Origin of the sequence: Rhodovulum visakhapatnamense, assembly GCF_004365965.1 — a bacterium.
Lineage (GTDB): Bacteria > Pseudomonadota > Alphaproteobacteria > Rhodobacterales > Rhodobacteraceae > Rhodovulum > Rhodovulum visakhapatnamense.
In genome coordinates this window covers 1-15,780 of record NZ_SOEB01000011.1, presented here as the reverse complement: position 1 = coordinate 15,780, position 15,780 = coordinate 1, and the positions used below count along the sequence as shown (strand labels likewise).

Annotated in this window: 19 protein-coding genes and 1 pseudogene; 5 read left to right on the top strand and 15 right to left on the bottom strand. The window is 67.6% G+C overall.

What is annotated here, in order from left to right; genetic code table 11:
• Positions 1–34: 34 nt before the first annotated feature.
• Together phnD and phnC are read right to left on the bottom strand one after the other, a co-directional pair.
• On the bottom strand, positions 35–940 hold the full coding sequence (gene phnD, locus EV657_RS11215; RefSeq protein ID WP_134077923.1) for a phosphonate ABC transporter substrate-binding protein: 906 nt from the start codon (positions 938–940) through the stop codon (positions 35–37).
• Positions 941–1,002: 62 nt separating this feature from the next.
• Positions 1,003–1,824, bottom strand: a complete 822-nt coding sequence (gene phnC, locus EV657_RS11210) for a phosphonate ABC transporter ATP-binding protein (RefSeq protein ID WP_134077987.1) — start codon at positions 1,822–1,824, stop codon at positions 1,003–1,005.
• A gap of 206 nt (positions 1,825–2,030) precedes the next feature.
• Here phnC and EV657_RS11205 point away from each other — a divergent pair, with 206 nt between their 5' ends.
• Positions 2,031–2,525, top strand: coding sequence for a flavin reductase family protein (locus EV657_RS11205; protein WP_075785488.1), 495 nt, complete (start codon positions 2,031–2,033; stop codon positions 2,523–2,525).
• Between the two features lie 121 nt (positions 2,526–2,646).
• On the opposite strand, the gene EV657_RS11200 is transcribed toward EV657_RS11205, so the two are convergent.
• The 12 genes and pseudogenes from EV657_RS11200 to EV657_RS11145 form a co-directional block, all read right to left on the bottom strand.
• Positions 2,647–2,871: a hypothetical protein gene (locus EV657_RS11200; protein ID WP_075785487.1), complete on the bottom strand. Its 225-nt coding sequence runs from the start codon at positions 2,869–2,871 to the stop codon at positions 2,647–2,649.
• Positions 2,872–3,131: 260 nt separating this feature from the next.
• On the bottom strand, positions 3,132–4,397 hold the full coding sequence (locus EV657_RS11195) for an NAD(P)/FAD-dependent oxidoreductase (protein ID WP_134077922.1): 1,266 nt from the start codon (positions 4,395–4,397) through the stop codon (positions 3,132–3,134).
• 67 nt (positions 4,398–4,464) lie between these two features.
• Positions 4,465–5,181, bottom strand: coding sequence for a c-type cytochrome (locus EV657_RS11190; RefSeq protein WP_113670475.1), 717 nt, complete (start codon positions 5,179–5,181; stop codon positions 4,465–4,467).
• Between the two features lie 161 nt (positions 5,182–5,342).
• A pseudogene (locus tag EV657_RS11185) lies at positions 5,343–5,969 on the bottom strand (c-type cytochrome); the annotation flags it as partial.
• Positions 5,953–7,215 carry a sulfite dehydrogenase gene (gene soxC, locus EV657_RS11180; protein WP_134077921.1) on the bottom strand — a complete coding sequence of 421 codons (1,263 nt, stop codon included), beginning with the start codon at positions 7,213–7,215 and terminating at the stop codon, positions 5,953–5,955. The pseudogene EV657_RS11185 and the gene soxC, both read right to left, overlap by 17 nt.
• Before the next feature lie 23 nt (positions 7,216–7,238).
• Positions 7,239–8,930, bottom strand: coding sequence for a thiosulfohydrolase SoxB (gene soxB, locus EV657_RS11175; RefSeq protein WP_134077920.1), 1,692 nt, complete (start codon positions 8,928–8,930; stop codon positions 7,239–7,241).
• Positions 8,931–9,035: 105 nt separating this feature from the next.
• Positions 9,036–9,899: a sulfur oxidation c-type cytochrome SoxA gene (gene soxA / locus EV657_RS11170; protein WP_134077919.1), complete on the bottom strand. Its 864-nt coding sequence runs from the start codon at positions 9,897–9,899 to the stop codon at positions 9,036–9,038.
• Between the two features lie 43 nt (positions 9,900–9,942).
• Complete coding sequence (gene soxZ, locus EV657_RS11165) at positions 9,943–10,272, bottom strand: thiosulfate oxidation carrier complex protein SoxZ (protein WP_113670472.1); 330 nt, start codon at positions 10,270–10,272, stop codon at positions 9,943–9,945.
• Between the two features lie 19 nt (positions 10,273–10,291).
• Positions 10,292–10,711, bottom strand: a complete 420-nt coding sequence (gene soxY, locus EV657_RS11160; RefSeq protein WP_134077918.1) for a thiosulfate oxidation carrier protein SoxY — start codon at positions 10,709–10,711, stop codon at positions 10,292–10,294.
• Positions 10,712–10,751: 40 nt separating this feature from the next.
• Complete coding sequence (soxX, locus tag EV657_RS11155) at positions 10,752–11,228, bottom strand: sulfur oxidation c-type cytochrome SoxX (protein WP_134077917.1); 477 nt, start codon at positions 11,226–11,228, stop codon at positions 10,752–10,754.
• 114 nt (positions 11,229–11,342) lie between these two features.
• Positions 11,343–11,906: a thioredoxin family protein gene (locus tag EV657_RS11150; RefSeq protein WP_134077916.1), complete on the bottom strand. Its 564-nt coding sequence runs from the start codon at positions 11,904–11,906 to the stop codon at positions 11,343–11,345.
• A 22-nt stretch (positions 11,907–11,928) separates the two neighbouring features.
• Positions 11,929–12,666: a cytochrome c biogenesis CcdA family protein gene (locus EV657_RS11145; RefSeq protein WP_113670469.1), complete on the bottom strand. Its 738-nt coding sequence runs from the start codon at positions 12,664–12,666 to the stop codon at positions 11,929–11,931.
• A 67-nt stretch (positions 12,667–12,733) separates the two neighbouring features.
• Here EV657_RS11145 and EV657_RS11140 point away from each other — a divergent pair, with 67 nt between their 5' ends.
• From EV657_RS11140 to EV657_RS11125, 4 genes are all read left to right on the top strand, one after another.
• Positions 12,734–13,120: a thioredoxin domain-containing protein gene (locus EV657_RS11140; RefSeq protein ID WP_113670468.1), complete on the top strand. Its 387-nt coding sequence runs from the start codon at positions 12,734–12,736 to the stop codon at positions 13,118–13,120.
• A gap of 160 nt (positions 13,121–13,280) precedes the next feature.
• A complete protein-coding gene (locus EV657_RS11135) occupies positions 13,281–13,619 on the top strand; it encodes an ArsR/SmtB family transcription factor (protein WP_075787539.1) in 339 nt (112 codons plus the stop codon).
• Between the two features lie 51 nt (positions 13,620–13,670).
• Positions 13,671–14,717, top strand: a complete 1,047-nt coding sequence (locus EV657_RS11130) for a YeeE/YedE family protein (protein WP_134077915.1) — start codon at positions 13,671–13,673, stop codon at positions 14,715–14,717.
• Positions 14,714–15,445 (top strand): heparan-alpha-glucosaminide N-acetyltransferase, encoded by a 732-nt coding sequence (locus EV657_RS11125; RefSeq protein WP_243837562.1) that lies wholly within the window; start codon positions 14,714–14,716, stop codon positions 15,443–15,445. The genes EV657_RS11130 and EV657_RS11125 overlap by 4 nt, the downstream gene beginning before the upstream one ends.
• A gap of 2 nt (positions 15,446–15,447) precedes the next feature.
• Here EV657_RS11125 and EV657_RS21880 read toward each other — a convergent pair.
• Positions 15,448–15,780: hypothetical protein (locus tag EV657_RS21880; RefSeq protein ID WP_208323257.1), on the bottom strand; the 333-nt coding region annotated here is incomplete at its 5' end.

Genomic DNA, 15,780 nt, shown 5'->3' with positions numbered 1-15,780 from the left:
CCGGACAGGGGTCCGCCGCCGCCGGTGATCCGGCTCAGTTCGATTGCGCCTTGCGGGCCTCGACGATCGACAGATAGGCGTCATGGGTGATCGGCATCACGCCCTTCGCCTCGCCCGCCAGCACGCCATAGGAACAGTCGGGGTCCATCGAGGCCAGCGACGCCACCAGGGCGGTCATCTTCACCTTGGCATCTTCCGGCAGCGCGGTGCGCAGCACGATCGGGCCTTCCGGGATCTGCTTGGACCGCCAGATCTCGACCATGTCATTCATGTCGACGATGCCCGCATCGACGGCCTTGCGGAGCGCGCCCGAGTTGTAGCCGTCTTCCCAGTTGCCCTGGCCGTCGGCCCAGGTCACGCCCGCATCGACATCGCCGTTGCTGACCGCGACGATGGTCTGTTCGTGGCCGCCGGTGAAGACGACCTCGCCAAAGAAGTCGCCCGACTGCATCGAATGGCCAGTCTGGGCCGGGATCTCGATCGAGGGGATCAGATAGCCGCTGGTCGAGTTCGGATCGCCGAAGCCGAATTTCTTGCCCTGCATGTCGTCGAGCGAGGCGATGCCGCTGTCCTTGCGGGCAAAGCCGATGGCGTAATAGCCGTAGGACCCGTCGGTGTTGACCTTGACCAGCACCGGCTCGACCGCGGTCGGGTCTTCCAGATAGATCTTGGCATAGCCCGAGGCGCCCAGCCACGCCATGTCGATGGTGCCGCCCAGAAGGCCCTGGATCACGCCGTCATAATCGGCGGGCGCGAACAGCTTGGTCGGCACGCCCAGCAGGTCCTCGGACTTGACGCGCAGGCATTCGTAGGAATTCAGCCGGTCCTGGGCGTTCTCGCCGCCGAGGATGCCGATGCGGAATTCGTCGATCTTGTCCTGCGCGAAGGCGGGCGCGGCCAGCGCGGAGGTCGCGACGAGAGCGGCAAGCAGTCGGGTCATGGTCTTACTCTTTCTTTCGGTTGAAATGCCCCGTCGGTCAGGCCCGGGGGGCGGGAAAGCTGTCAGATCAGTTCGGTCTCGGCCATCGCCGCGCGCGCGACCCGGTCCAGCGCCTCGATCGAGGTCGAAGTCGCCTGTTCCGAGAACGTGGCGTCGGCGCCGTAGATGTCGCGGGCGACGCCGGTGGTCAGCTGTTCGGGGCGGCCGTCGAACACCATGCGGCCCTCGCGCATGCCGATCACCCGGTCGCAATAGCGCCGCGCGGTGTCCAGCGTGTGCAGGTTGGCGATCACCATGCGGCCGTCCTCCTCGTGGATGCGGCGCAGCGCATCCATCACCACCTGGGCATTCATCGGATCGAGGCTGGCGATGGGCTCGTCCGCGAGGATGATCTTCGGGTCCTGCATCAGGGCGCGGGCAATGGCCACGCGCTGCTGCTGGCCGCCCGACAACGCCTCGGCGCGCTTCGCCGCCTGTTCGGCGATGCCCAGCCGGTCGAGAATGTCGATGGCGCGGTAAATGTCGGCGCGCGGATAGAGGTTGAAGACCGTGGCCAGCGCCGAGCGGCGGTTCAGCGTGCCGTGCAGCACGTTCGAGACCACATCGAGCCGCGGCACCAGGTTGAACTGCTGGAAGATCATCGCGCAGTCCGATTGCCAGGCGCGCTTGGCCGCGCCCTTCAGCGCCAGTACGTTGCGGCCCTCGAAGCGGATCTCGCCCGCGGTGGCGTCGGTCAGGCGGTTGAGCATGCGCAGCAAGGTCGACTTGCCCGCGCCGGACCGGCCGATGATTCCGATGAAGGCCGGACGCTCGACCGAAAAGCTGACGCGGTCGACGGCGGCGATCCGGCCGAAATGCCGTGTCAGATTGTCAACGCTAAGCAGCATCTGCCCCCCGGGTGCTGGTCCTTGCCGGGGTGGGTAGAGGCGGAGGGAAACGGAAATGTTGCGACGGGGTGAAGCTTTGGTGACACGGCCCGAACCGGGAACGACCGGGGCCGACCGGTAACAGCCGCCGGGCCGAGGTTGCCGCCGCCCGCCATCTGGCGCATTGTGCGGCCCGCAACAGACCGGAAAAGACGGCAGGACGCATGGAACGATTCATTCCCGGCCCGGACACCCAGCGGCTTTATCGCGACGCGCTGGGCAGCTTTGCGACCGGCGTGACGGTGGTCACGGCGCTCGGGTCACACGGTCCGGTCGGCATGACCGCGAACAGCTTTTCCTCGGTCTCGCTCGACCCGCCGCTGGTGCTGTGGTCGCCCGCGCGCGCCTCGACGCGCTATCCGGCGATGTCGGGCGCAGAGCGTTTCGCGATCCATGTACTGGGCGCGGGCGAAGAGAACCTCGCCGCGCGCTTTGCCCGGTCGGGCGCCGATTTCGAGGGGCTCGGCCCCGAGAGCGGGGACGACCCGCCGCTGCTGGAGCAGGGCTGGATCGCGCGCTTTGTCTGCCGCCGGGTCGCGCTGCACGAGGCCGGGGACCACGCCATCGTGGTCGGTCATGTCGAGGACTGCGCCCGGCGCGAAGGCCCGCCGCTGGTTTTCGCGGGCGGGGCCTATGGCGATTTCAGCCCGCTGGGCTGAGCCGCCCTCCGGGCGCCCGGCCGGAGGGCCTCCCCGAAGGCAAGGCCCGGACCGGACCGGGTTGCGCTGGCGCTGGCAATGGCGATGGCTTGGCAGGCGCCCCTGACGGCGGGGCGGACGATCAGTCCGCCGCCGCGTCACAGACCCCGAGGCTGCGCTTGAGCCGCCGCACCGAAGACGGCGTCACTCCGAAATAGCGGCCGATCTCGGCCTCGTTCAGGCCGTAGCCGACCATCGCGCGCAGCGAGGCCGCCGGCATCGGGCCGAGCTTGCCGAAGACGGGATGCACACGCGGGCGCATCGCCAGCCGGCGGGCGGTGTTTCTGGGTTCCTGAATCATGTTCACGGCCGACTCCTCCCAATTCGTCCCTGCCGTACGGGCCGTCCTCATCGCCTGGCAGGACGACGGGCGACCCTACGGAAAGATATACCACGTCCTCAGGGAATTTTCTCCTCTTGACGACAACCTTTCCGCGACTCGCCGGCGGGATTTCGCCACACCGCGCCGCAGCATTACGCTGCACCACAGCATCTTGGGAGCCACGCCTGGCCCGCAAGGCGCCCCCCGGGCGGCCCTTCGGACCGTCCGGGGGCGCCCCTCCGAACCTAGCCGAAGATGTCGGCAGTGATGCCCGCATACCAGCCGAGGCTTTCCTCGAAGGTCGCCTTTCTCAGCGCCGCATCCTCGCCGGTCTGGCTGACGAAGCCGTCGACCTTGGCGATCTTGTCCTCGGCGGCCTGATAGGAGGCGCCGACCTTGACGCCGTCCCCGGTGTCGATCAGCGACCAGCAGGTGTTCGAGTATTTCGCCGGGAAGGCCCGTGCCCCGATCAGCGCCGCGCGCACCTGCATCGCCGCCACCTTGGCCTGGCTGTTGGCCGAGAAGGCCGATTTCGGCATGTCGCCCGCGATGGTCGCGTCGCCCAGAATGTAGATATTCTCGTCGATCCGGCTTTGCATCGTCCCCGGCACGATGGGGCAGAAGCCGCTGTCATTGGCAAGCCCCGCGATACCCGCGATATGACCCGCCTTCTGCGCCGGGATCACGTTGCAGACATCGACCGTCTCGGGTGTGCCGTCGATCACGACCTCCATGCTGTCCGGCCGCACCTCGACATTGGCGGCGCCGAAATCGGGGCCGATCCGCTCGATCATGCCGGGATAGTGCCGCCCCCAGCCCTCCTCGAACAGCGCCTGCTTCGAGAACTTCTCCTTGGGGTCCACGATCAGGATCTTGGCGGTCGGGTTCCGTTCCTTCAGGACATGGGCCACCATCGAGATCCGCTCGTAAGGGCCGGGGGGGCAACGATAGGGGTCGGGCGGGGCCACCATGCAGAAGACGCCGCCCTCGCGCATCGCCTCGATCTGCGCCTTCAGCAGCTGGGTCTGGCTGCCCGCCTTCCAGGCATGGGGCATGCGGTTCTGAACCGTCAGATCCCAGCCCGGCACCGCACCGTCGACGAAGTCGATGCCCGGCGACACGATCAGCCGGTCATAGCCCAGCGCATGGCCCGAGGCGAGCGCGACCGACCGGGCCTCGCGGTCGATATCGACGGCGAGATCGTGGATCACGTTGATGCCGTACTGGCTGGCAAGCCGCCCGTAGTCATGGGCGATCGAGGCGAGGTCGCGGAACCCGCCCAGATAGAGGTTCGAGAAGAAGCAGGTGTAATAGGTCTTGCCGGGCTCGATCAGCACCACGTCGATGGCGCCGCCGCTGTCCTTGGCGATGTAGCGCGCGGCCGTGGCGCCCCCCGCGCCGCCGCCCACGATCACCACCCTCGGCCGGGCCTGGCCGAGGGCAGAGGGCGCCGACAGGGCCGCGCCCAGCGCCAGCCCGGTTCCCAGAAAGCTTCGTCTGTTCAGGCTCATGTCTCTGTCTCCTCCCTGGACATGATTTCGCGCGTCTCCGGTCGTTTTCGTGAATGACGGCGGGCCGTCAGAGGCCGAGCGCCCCGAAATAGGCCGCCAGCGCCGCGATTTCCTCGTCCGACAGCCGCCCGGCCATCATCTGCATCACCGGATGCGGGCGCAGATGCTGCTTGTAGGCATGCATCGCCAGCACGAACTTGCGCTCGGGCCAGAGCGTGATCGAAGGGATGCCCTGATCGGACCCGTCGCGCTGATGGCAGGTCGTGCATTCGCTCGACAGGTATTCGCCCCAGCCCGGGTCGCCCGCCAGCGCCAGCGTCGCCTCGCTCAGCTCCGGATCGCCCGCGCGCGCGGTCGGCGCCGCCTCGGGGATGTTCGAGGGCTTGTCGGAATACTGGCGCAGGAAGGCCAGCAGATCGGCCCGCTCGCCCGCATCCTCGAGCCCCGGAAAGCTCATCCTGGTGCCCGAGACCAGCACCACCGGATTTTCCAGATAGGCATCGAGCGTCTCGAACGTCCAGGTCAGCCCGTCCTGGCCCGCCCGCTGCATCGACCTCGAATAGGGAAAGCCCGCGACCGTCGCCGCGCGCCGTCCGAAAAGCCCTGTCAGCGGCGGCCCGATGCTGGCCTGCGCCTCGGGACCGATTTCATGGCAACCGCTGCAATAGACCCAAATCTCGGCGCCGCGCACCGGGTCGCCGATGGCCTCGACATGCGTCTCGGCCCGCCCCGCGCCCGCCCCTCCCAAGGCGAGCGCGAGGACCAGACTTAGTTCCTCCCTCATATGCAAATAATGCAATTCCGCTATGCGTCTAGCAAGATGATTCGACCCCTCGACTCGCCCAAGGGCAGGGACGGAATGACGCGGGCGGACCCTGAAACGGAAAAGGGGCGACCCGACGGCCGCCCCATATCCCCTGCCCGCAGATCGCGTCGCTAGTGACCTTCGTCCGGGGTCACGTCCAGCACGGCGGCGCGCATGGTGATCTTAACCTCCGGCTTGCAGTCGGTCATGCAGGGCGGCTGCGAGAAGCGCGGCAGTTCGGTCGTCTCGCGGTCGTCGACGATGAAGCCGTCGGCATTGGGCATCGCGACCTCGAGGAAGTTCTCGTTCGACAGCACGAAATCGTCGTCGACCAGATCGTTCGAATAAAGGATGTAGGCGGTGATGGCATAGACCTCGTCGACCGTCAGCACCTGCGCCGCGCCGAAGGGCATCGAGCGGTGGACATAGTCCCAGACGGTCGAAAGATAGGGCCAGTAGGACCCCACGGTCTTGAGCGGGTCGTCGCGGTCAAGCGTGCCGTCGCCGCCCGCAAGCTTGGGGTAATTGCCCACGCCCTCGGCGAATTCGCCATGGCAGATCGCGCAATTGGCCGAAAAGATCTCTTCGCCATCCTCGACCGAGCCCGAGCCTTCGGGCAGGCCCACCCCGTCGGGGGCCACATCGACGTTCCAGGCCGCGACCTCTTCGGGCAGCGCCGGACGGCCCAGCCCGAAACGGTCCGCCTGGGCCGGACCGGTCAGGGCCAGCAGCAGGGCGACCGCGGACAGGTTACGAGACTTCGACATTTTCCGCCTCCCCGTTGGCCTTGACCCACCAGGTCTGGATGCCGTTGTTGTGATAGATCGAGTTCAGCCCGCGGATTTCGCGCAGCGCGTTCTTGGTCGGCTGGACATAGCCGGTCTCGTCCATCGCGCGCGATTGCAGCAGCATCTCGGAGCCGTCCCAGTCGATATCCAGATAGAAGCGGCTGAGCGCCATCTTCTGCCCGGGCTGCGCCAGCCGCGCGGTCTGCCAGGACGTGCCGCCATCAAGCGAGACATCGACCCGCGAGATCGCGCCCCGCCCCGACCAGGCGAGCCCGGTGATGACCAGCGGCCCCGGCCCGTGGGTGATGGGCGATTGCGGGCTGGGCGAGGTGATGACCGATTTCGCATCCATCACCCAGGTCCATTTGCGCGAGGTGCCGTCGGCCAGCGTGTCGGTGTATTTCGAGGTCTCCTCGCGGCTTTGGACGGCCTCGGTCGTGACCTCGACCCGGCGCAGCCACTTGATCCACATGTTGCCTTCCCAGCCCGGCACACACAGCCGGACCGGATAGCCATGCTCCTTGCGCAGCGCCTCGCCATTGGCCTTGAACGCCACCAGGCAATCGTCGAGCGCCTTGTCGAGCGGGATCGAGCGGCCGTTCGAGGAGGCATCGGCCCCCTCGACATAGATCCATTTGCCCTCGGGCTTGACGCCCGCCTCTTCCAGCAGGGTGCGCAGCGGCACGCCGGAATATTCCATGTTGTGGATCATGCCATGGGTGAACTGCGCGCCATTCAGCTGCGCCCCCGCCCATTCCATCCCGGAATTGGCCGCGCATTCGAGGAAATAGGTGTGGTTCACCCGCGGGAAGCGTTCGAGATCGGCATAGGTGAAGACCAGCGGCGTCTCGACCAGCCCGTTGATCATCAGCCGGTAATCTTCCTTGGGCAGGTCGATGGCGCCGGAATGATGCCGCTCGAAGGCGCAGCCCTGCGGCGTGATGGTACCGTCAAGCGCGTGGATCGGCGAAAAGTTGACCGAGGAAATCGTGTCGGCGGTCAGCCAGCCGACATTGCGCCGGATCACGTCGGCTTCGTATTCGATGGGCATCCCGTAAGGGGTCACGTCGACCCCGTCGCCCCACATCTGCGCCCAGGGCTGTTTCTCGGTGATCAGCGGATCGGGTTCCTGCGCCACGGCGCCGCCCGCGACCAGCGCGCCGCCGCCCGCCAGTCCCGCCTTCAGAAATCCGCGCCGCGTGGGGGCGCCCGGCCGGTCGGTCATCGGTGTCTCCTCCTTCGTGCCGCTCATGCGCCGCTGACCACGACCGACGTGTTTGGGTCGACGCGGACCGTGCCCTGACGCTTGACGTAGCTTTCGACCACCTCCCAGATCGGCGGCCCTTCGGTGCCCTCGCCCACGCTGGCCCAGCCCGAGACCACGTAGGACCGGGCCGGATCGACCGCTTCGCCGGTCTTCAGCAGCGTCATGTCGGTGATGCGGCTGCCCTGGGGTTTGGTGACGTCGATCCGGTAGCCCATGCCGCCGACCCGGACCATGTCGCCGCCCTGCTGGTAATAGGGATCGGGGTTGAAGAGGTTGTCAGCCACGTCCTCGAGGATGGTGTGCAGCATCTCGCCCGTCATCTCGGAGCGGTAGGCGTTCGGATAGGTCATGGCGGTGGCGCTATACAGATCCTCGCGGGTGATCGGATCGCCCGGCAGCAGGCTCGGCCCCCAGCGGAACCCGGGGCTGAGCGCGATATCGGCCTCGCGCTCGTCGATCAGCGCATTGCAGATCAGATCGTCCCAGGTGCCGTTGAAATTGCCCCGCCGGTAAAGCAGGCTGTCGGTCGTGCCCAGAACCTCGGCCATCTCGTCGCGGTAGGGCGCGCGCTCGCGGTCGATCAGGGCGGCCATCTCGGGATCGGGGGCGATCGCGTCCGAAAAGACCGGGATCAGCTTGTGGCGGAAGCCCATCATCCGTCCCTCGCGCACATCGAGATCGAGCCGGGTGACGAACTTGCCGTTCGAGCCCGAGGCGATCAGAAGGGTCTGGCCCACCATCACCGGCTCGGGCAGCGCGTCATGGGTGTGCCCGGTCAGGATCACGTCGATGCCAGGGACGTTGCCGGCCATCTTGCGGTCGACATCGAAGCCGTTATGGCTGAGCAGAACGACAAGATCGGCGCCCTTGCCGCGGACTTCCTGCACCACCTCGGCCATGCGCTCTTCGCGGACGCCGAAGCTGAGGCCGGGGAACATCCATTTCGGGTTGGCGATGGGCAGGTAGGGGAAGGCCTGGCCGATCACCGCGATCTGCGCGCCACCCCGCTCGAACATCCTGTAGGGCTCGTAGGCGGGCTCGTCCCATTCGGCATCGAAGATGTTGGCGCCGAGGAAGGCGAAGTCGAGCCCGTCCACGATCTCGGTCACGCGGTCGACGCCGAGGGTGAATTCCCAGTGGCTGGTCATCGCGTCGGGTTTCAGCAGGTTCATGGCGTTGACCATGTCCTGCGCATCCGAGCGCAGGCAGGTATAGGACCCGTGCCAGGTGTCGCCGCCATCGAGCAGCAGCGCCTCGGGCCGGTCCGCGCGAATGGCGTTGATCACCGTCGCCACCCGGTCGAGCCCGCCCATCCGGCCATAGCCTTTGGCCAGCGAGACGAAATCGACATAGCTCAGCGCATAGGCCTCGGGCGTGCCGGGGGCGATGCCGTAAAGCTTGAGGAAATCGGCGCCCGTCACATGGGGCGGCTGTCCGGCTGCGGCGCCGACGCCGATATTGATCTCGGGTTCGCGGAACCAAAGCGGCACCAGCTGGCCGTGGATGTCGGTGACATGGATGAGCGTCACGTTGCCGAAGGTGTCGAACTCCAGCAGCCGGTCCTGGGTCAGCGCCTGCTGAGCCGCGAGCCGCGCCCAGTTGCCCGCGCCGGACGCGCCCCAGACCGCCGAGGCGGCCAGCGCGGCCTGCAGGAAATCCCTTCGCGAAATCATCGTTTCGGCATCCTTTCCGGATCGCGGCCTGCGCATCACATGCACGAAACCGAATGTTTTAGATCCGACGGGGCCCGCGCCGGGTCAGCGGCGCGGGCCCCGGGATCAGTTGCGGACGGACGGCCCCTCGACCGACAGCCCGTTGCCGCGCGAGGCGACGTAAAGCTCCAGCGCCACGAATTCGGGCGAGCCGACCGCGAAGGGCACGCCGCGGGTGTCGCGGATGCAGCCCTTGAACCGGTCCTGCACGGCATTGAGCTTGGTGTTCTTCAGCCGGTAGCTGGGAAAGCCGTTGATCTGGCCCTGGCTCAGATGGTCGGCGCGGATGTAATGGTCGAAATACTGCTCGTGGCAGTTGGCGCAGGACAGGTCGAGCTGGCCGTAGCGGGTATAGTAGATTTCCTTGCCCTTCTCCCAGGTCGACCGGGCCGGGCCGTCGATGGCCACATCGACCGGCATCCCGCGCGAGACCGAGGCGATCAGCGCGACCATCTGGGTCATGTCGCTGCCGATGTATTTCCACTCGTCGGCACCCATGCGCGAGGTGCGGCAGGCATTGATCATCTGCTCGACCGTGCGGACCTCGCCCGCGCTTTCGACCCATTTCGGGTAATGCGCGCGGACCCCCAGCATGCCCTCGTCGACCGTGCCATGGCAGTCGGCGCAGGACTTGCCGGCGCTGCCCTCGGGCGTGTCCCAGACCTCGCGCGCGGCCTCGACGAAGATCATGCCCGGATTGTCGAAATCGTCCAGCTCCAGCGCCTGGGTATCGTCGCTGCGGAAGGTCCAGCCGGACCGGATCTCGTCGAGATGGCCTTCGAGATGCGGCGGCGCCGCGGTGCGGGTGACGATCTCGAGATCGCCGTTGATGATCAGCGGATCGTCCGGCCCGGCCGAGGCGACCCCGCCGCCCAGCAGGGCGCCGCAGGCCAGTGCCGCAGCCATGCCTGTCAGTCTGTTGGTCTTCATCTGCTCCCCTCCCTCGAAACAGCGCGCCTGAGGCGCGGGCGGCTCAGCCGATGGCGATCGACTTCACGTCCTCGTAGACCGACCCGTCGTCGTCGTACCAGGTGAACACCATGTCGCCCGCTTCCGGGATCACCGCCTCGAACTCGAAATAGGGATTGGTCGAGATCGCCGGGGCCAGCGCCACATCGATCACGTTCTGGCCGTTGAAGGCCACGCTGAAGCGGTTGATGATCGAGCGCGGAATGGGGGTGCCGTCGCTGTCCTTGCGCTGGCCGGATTCCATCTGGTGGCTGATCAGGGTCTTGATGACCACGGTTTCGCCCGCAGCGGCCGTCTTCGGGGCCTTGACGCGGGGTTTGACGCCTTCTGCCATGTGTCTTTCTCCTCTCGTCTCAGCCGCCGCAGCCGCCGATGGTGACCTTCACGGTATTCGCCGCGCGCTGGAAGCTGCCATCGGCCATCTTCGCGATGGCGATCACGTCCTGCGTGCCGCCCAGCCGGATGCGGGTCGACAGGCGCTGCGCGCCCGCGAGCGGGCCGAAGCTGACCCGTGCCACGTCGGGCGTCGGGTTGGCCGAGGCCAGAACCAGGATCTCGACCGCGCCGGGGGCGCTGACCTCGATCGGGACGGTGTTGCCGTTCTCGGCGATCTCGGGCGTGGTCAGGGTGATCCCGCCCTCGCCCATCGCGGCGCCGCCGGTGAATTCGGCGATCTTGTCATCGGCAGCCGCGCGCAGCGCCTGCGCCGGCAGCATCAGCGCCGCGGCGAGCCCCGCGCCCAGAGCCATCGCGCCTCGTCTGGTGAACTCCATCTCTTCCTCCTTGCTCAGGCGCGCCCGGCGGCCGGGGCGCTCATTGCGTCAGCGTCATCAGATAGGCGACGACATCCTCGATCTGCGCGGCCGTCATCAGCGGCTGGATCTCGCCCTCTATGGGTTTCGAGGTGAACTCGATGCCCGGGCGGTTGAAGCCCTCGACCCGGTAATAGGCGGGCATCACGGTATCGGGGAACACGTTCTTGGAATTGACCAGGATGCCCCGGATCATCGCCTCGGAATAGCGCGCGGCGACCCCGTCGAGCGACGGGCCGACCGTGCCGGGGAACGGCGCGTCGGACATTTCGGTGACCTGGTGACAGGCGATGCAATTGGCCACAGCCCGGTTCGTCATCAGGCTGCGCCCGGCCGCCGGATCGCCCGGCGCATCGGTCAGGGGCGCGGCCACATGGCCCTGCCCGTCGATCGCGACGTCGCCCGGCGCCACCTCGGATGCCAGCCCTGCGCCCGCCCAGACGGCGAGGCAGAAGGCGGTCAGACCCACCTTTCCCATTGCTGAGACTCCTCCCTTTTCTCTCCCTTGACCCGACTGTAGCGGAGCGGCCCGGCGCGACGCAACAACAAATATAGTTTTTTGCATACGACTTTCCGGCACCCCCTGCCCCGGTCAGTTGGACGGGTCGGCCATGGTCCGGGCCACGTATTTCTGGAAATGCTCGTCGCCCTCATAGCCGCGGTCGAGCACCCATTGCAGCAGCGCCCGGGTCGTGCCCTTGCCGAAGGCGCCGGGCATGGTCGCCACCGCCGCCTGGGCCGCGGTGCCGCCCTCGGGCACGGTCTCGGGCATGAACATCAGCGTGGGCGTGAACATCACCCCCCAGCGCGCCGCCATCTCCTTCTCGGGCAGCACGGTGCCGTCGAAATCGGTGACCTCGACATCGCCGAACAGGTTCATCTGGACGACGAAATAGTTCTTCCGGATCAGCGCCTCGATCTCGGGATCGGGAAACACCTCTTCATGCATCTTCGTGCAGTAGATGCAGCCGCGCTGTTCCCAGATCACCAGCATCCGCCGGTTCTCGGCCTGCGCCTCGCCCAGATCCTCGCGCATGTCGCGGAAGGTCTCGCGCAGCCAGTCGGGCTTGTGCAACCCGTCATCGCCCATCGGCGAGGCCAGCACCGGGGCTGCAAGGGCCGCAAAGCCTGCGGCCAGAAGCGTCGTCAGTTTCATGGTTGTCCTCCCTGCAGAACGGTCAGCCGAGCGTGGTGAACCACGGCACGGTGTCGATCAGCACCTGCGCGAGGTAGCCGACCGAATTGGTGGCGATGAGCACGGCGAAGACGACCAGCATCACCCCCATCGCCTTTTCGACATGGCCCAGATGCCGGCGGTTGCGCTGCATCCAGGCCAGGAACGGCCGGGCGAAGGCCGCGGCCAGCACGAAGGGCAGCGTCATCGCCAGCCCGTAGACCAGCAGCAGCAGCGCCCCTCGGGCAATGTCGCCCATGCCGCTGGCCACCATCAGGATCGCCGCCAGCGCCGGGCCCACGCAGGGCGTCCAGCCAAAGCCGAAGGCCAGCCCCATCAGATAGGCGCCCAGAACCGTCGTCGGCTCGGCCCGGCTTTCGATCCGCGCCTCGCGATAGAGCAGCGGAATGCGCAGCACACCCAGGAAATGCAGCCCGAACAGGAACAGCATCGCAGCGGCGACATAGCTGAGTTCGTCCTTCCATTCGCGGAAGCCCTGCCCCAGCGCCGTCGCCCCCATGCCCAGAAGCACGAAGATCGAGGTCACCCCCAGCGCGAAGGCGATGGCCGACACCACCAGGCGGCGGACCGCGCCGGGCGGGATCCGGTCGGACCCGCGCAGCTCGGTCATCGAGATGCCCGCCATGTAGCACAGGTAGAACGGAACGATCGGCAGGATGCAGGGCGACAGAAAGGACAAAAGCCCCGCCAGCGCCGCACCCCCGTAGGAAATCTCCAGCATCCCAGCCCTCCCTTGCCGATGACGCGAAAACATATTACGATTTGTCTATGTGATAGGATAGCCCAAAATGAAACCTGACCTTGCGGCATGGATCTGCGCGGCGGGGCTGGCGCTGATCGCCGGAGCGTCGGCGCGCGCCGATCTGGTGCTGGGCATGGTCGAGCGCACGGGCTGCGCCTATTGCGTGATGTGGAACCGCGAAATCGCGCCGATCTGGCCGAAGACCCGCGAAGGCCGCACCGCCCCCTTGCGCCGGATCGATCTGGACGCCAAGCTGCCAGAGGACGTGCGGCTTGTCTCCAGACCCCAATTCACGCCGACCTTCGTGCTGTTGCGCGACGGGGTGGAAATCGGTCGTCTCGAAGGCTATCCGGGCGAGGATTTCTTCTGGGGCCTGATCGGAGCCATGGTGCAGGGACAGCCCGAATGGGCACAGACGGACGAGGGTGAGTGAGGATGTGCAACAGGCAGGCCGGACCCCGACGCGCGGCGGGCGCGGCCGCAACCGGGGAGAAGACGGGGTGGTGCTGATGCCCCGTGATGCGATGACGACAGAGGCTGCCCCGCCAGAGGACGATGGCCGCGACGGCGGCCGGGACGGCCCCGTGCCGTCGATGGATGAGGTGCAGGCCGAGGATATGGTCCAGCATGCCGAAACCGCGTCGAGCTTTCTGAAAGCGCTGTCGCATGAGGGCCGGCTGATGATCCTGTGCCACCTGTCGACCGGCGAGAAATCGGTGACCGAGCTGGAAACGCTTCTGTCCTCGCGCCAGGCGGCGGTCAGCCAGCAGCTGGCGCGGCTGCGGCTGGAAGGGCTCGTGTCCTACCGGCGCGAGGGCAAGGCGATCTACTATTCGCTGGCCGACGAAAAGGCGCGTCGGCTGCTCGAGCTGATGCATGACATGTTCTGCACTGCCAAGGCGCCGCCCCGGGCGGCGGAGGCGCGCGACTGACGAAGGGGGCGGGCGCCCGCAGAGGCGGTCCCGCCGAGGGGGGAAGACGCGATGGAGACGATACCGCCGGGCGCCTGGGCCGCGCTGATCGGCCTTGTCACCGGCTCGGTGCTGGGGCTTGCCGCCAGGCTGGGCGATTTCTGCACGCTCGGCGCGCTCGAGACCGCGATCTGGGGCGGCGACCAGCGGCGGCTGCGGATGTGGGGCGTGATCCTCGGCACCGCCATCGCCGCGACCTCGCTGCTGGCCGCCGCGGGCCAGATCGACACCGGCGCCACCATCTATCACGCGATCCGCTGGAACCCGGCTGCCAGCGTGCTGGGCGGGCTGGCCTTCGGCTATGGCATGGCGCTGGCGGGCAATTGCGGCTTTGGCGCGCTGGCGCGGTTCGGCGGCGGCGACCTCAGATCGCTGGTGATCGTGGTGGTGATCTCGATCTGCGGCTTCGTCACCCTGTCGGGCCCGCTGGCGCCCTTGCGCGATCTGGCCTTCCCGCAAGAGCCCTCGGACGGGCTGCAAAGCCTGGCGGTCTCGACCGCCGAACTGACAGGCCTGCCCGCGCTGGCCGTGGCGCTGACGCTGGCCGCCGCGGCCTTCGGCTGGGGCATCCTGCACCGCCCGATGCGGGCCGAGCCGCACCGGATCGGCTGGGCGGTCGCGGTCGGGCTGGCGGTGACGGCGGCGCTGTGGGGGACCTCGGCGATCAGCCACGCGACGCTCGGCGCGGTCGCGGTCGAGGGCCATACCTTCACCGCCCCGCTGGGCCGCACGCTTTTGTGGATGATGACCTCCTCGGCGGGCGGGCTGTCGTTTTCCGTCGGCTCGGTTCTGGGGGTTCTGGCGGGCGCCTGGCTCGGGTCGCGCCGCAAACGCTCGTTCCGCTGGGAGGCCTGCGAAGACCCGCGCGAGCTGGGCCGTCAGGTCGGCGGCGCGGCGCTGATGGGGGTCGGCGGCGTGGTGGCGCTGGGCTGTTCGGTGGGCCAGGGGATCACCGCCTTCGCGACCCTGGCCTGGTCGGCGCCGGTGACGCTGGCGGCGATTTCGGCGGGGGCGGTCTTCGGGCTGCGCCGGCTGATCGCGGGGTTCCAGCCCGATTGACCGGCCCGGCCCGCCCCCTGCCCCGCATTGCCGCCATCGACCTCGCCCGCAGCGCGGCTCTGGCCGGGATGGTGGTCTTTCATTTCAGCTACGATCTCGAGATGTTCGGCCATCTGCCCCCGGGCACGGTCGTCTCGGGCGGCTTCCGGGTGCTGTCGGTCACGGTCGCGGCGGCCTTTCTGGCGCTGGCCGGGGTCAGCCTGCAGCTGGCCCATGGCGCGCGCGTCCGCCCCCGCGCCGTCCTGCGCCGCCTGCTGCGGATCGCGGCCGCAGCCGGGGCGGTCAGCCTCGGGACCTGGGCCGTGTTTCCGGCCGCCTTCGTCTATTTCGGCATCCTGCATGCCATTGCGGCCGCCAGCCTTCTGGGGCTTTTGCTGCTGCGCCTGCCGCCTTTCGTCCCTGCCCTGCTGGCGCTTGCGGTCCTGCTGGCTCCCCGCCCGGCCCCGATCCCCGACCTGGGCTGGCTCGACTGGACCGGGCTGACCGCGACCCCGCGCCCGAGCGTCGATTTCGAGCCCCTCTTTCCCTGGGCGGCCGCCTTCCTTGCCGGAATGGCGCTGGCCGGGCTGGGCCGCCGCCACGGGCTCTGGGACCGGCTCTCGGGGTCGCCCGGCCGCCTGACCCGCTGGCTTGCCTGGCCCGGACGGAACAGCCTTGCGATCTATCTGATCCATCAGCCGCTGTTGATCGCACTTGTCTGGGGCCTGACCCGGATCGGCCTGTCCTAGAGTCAGGACACATTAATCCGCTTGAGCGCGGGCTCGCCGCGTGATTCCATCTTCCGATTTCGGGAGGGATCATGAGCGAGCTTTTCCGGCTGACAGAAGCGCAGATGGCGCGGCTGCGTCCGTTTGTCGGGAAAACAGTCCCCCGGACTGTTTTCTGACCCTCCAAACTCCCGAACTCCCGCGGGACGCCCTGGATCGATGACCGACGGGTGTTGAGCGGGATAATCTTCATACAGCGTGTGCTCTGTTCCCTGAAAACTGGACCGTTTGAAGCTGGAGTTTTCGGCTAATCTTTCCTGGCTGGGAGAGGAGCGGAAACGCATGAAGGCATCGAA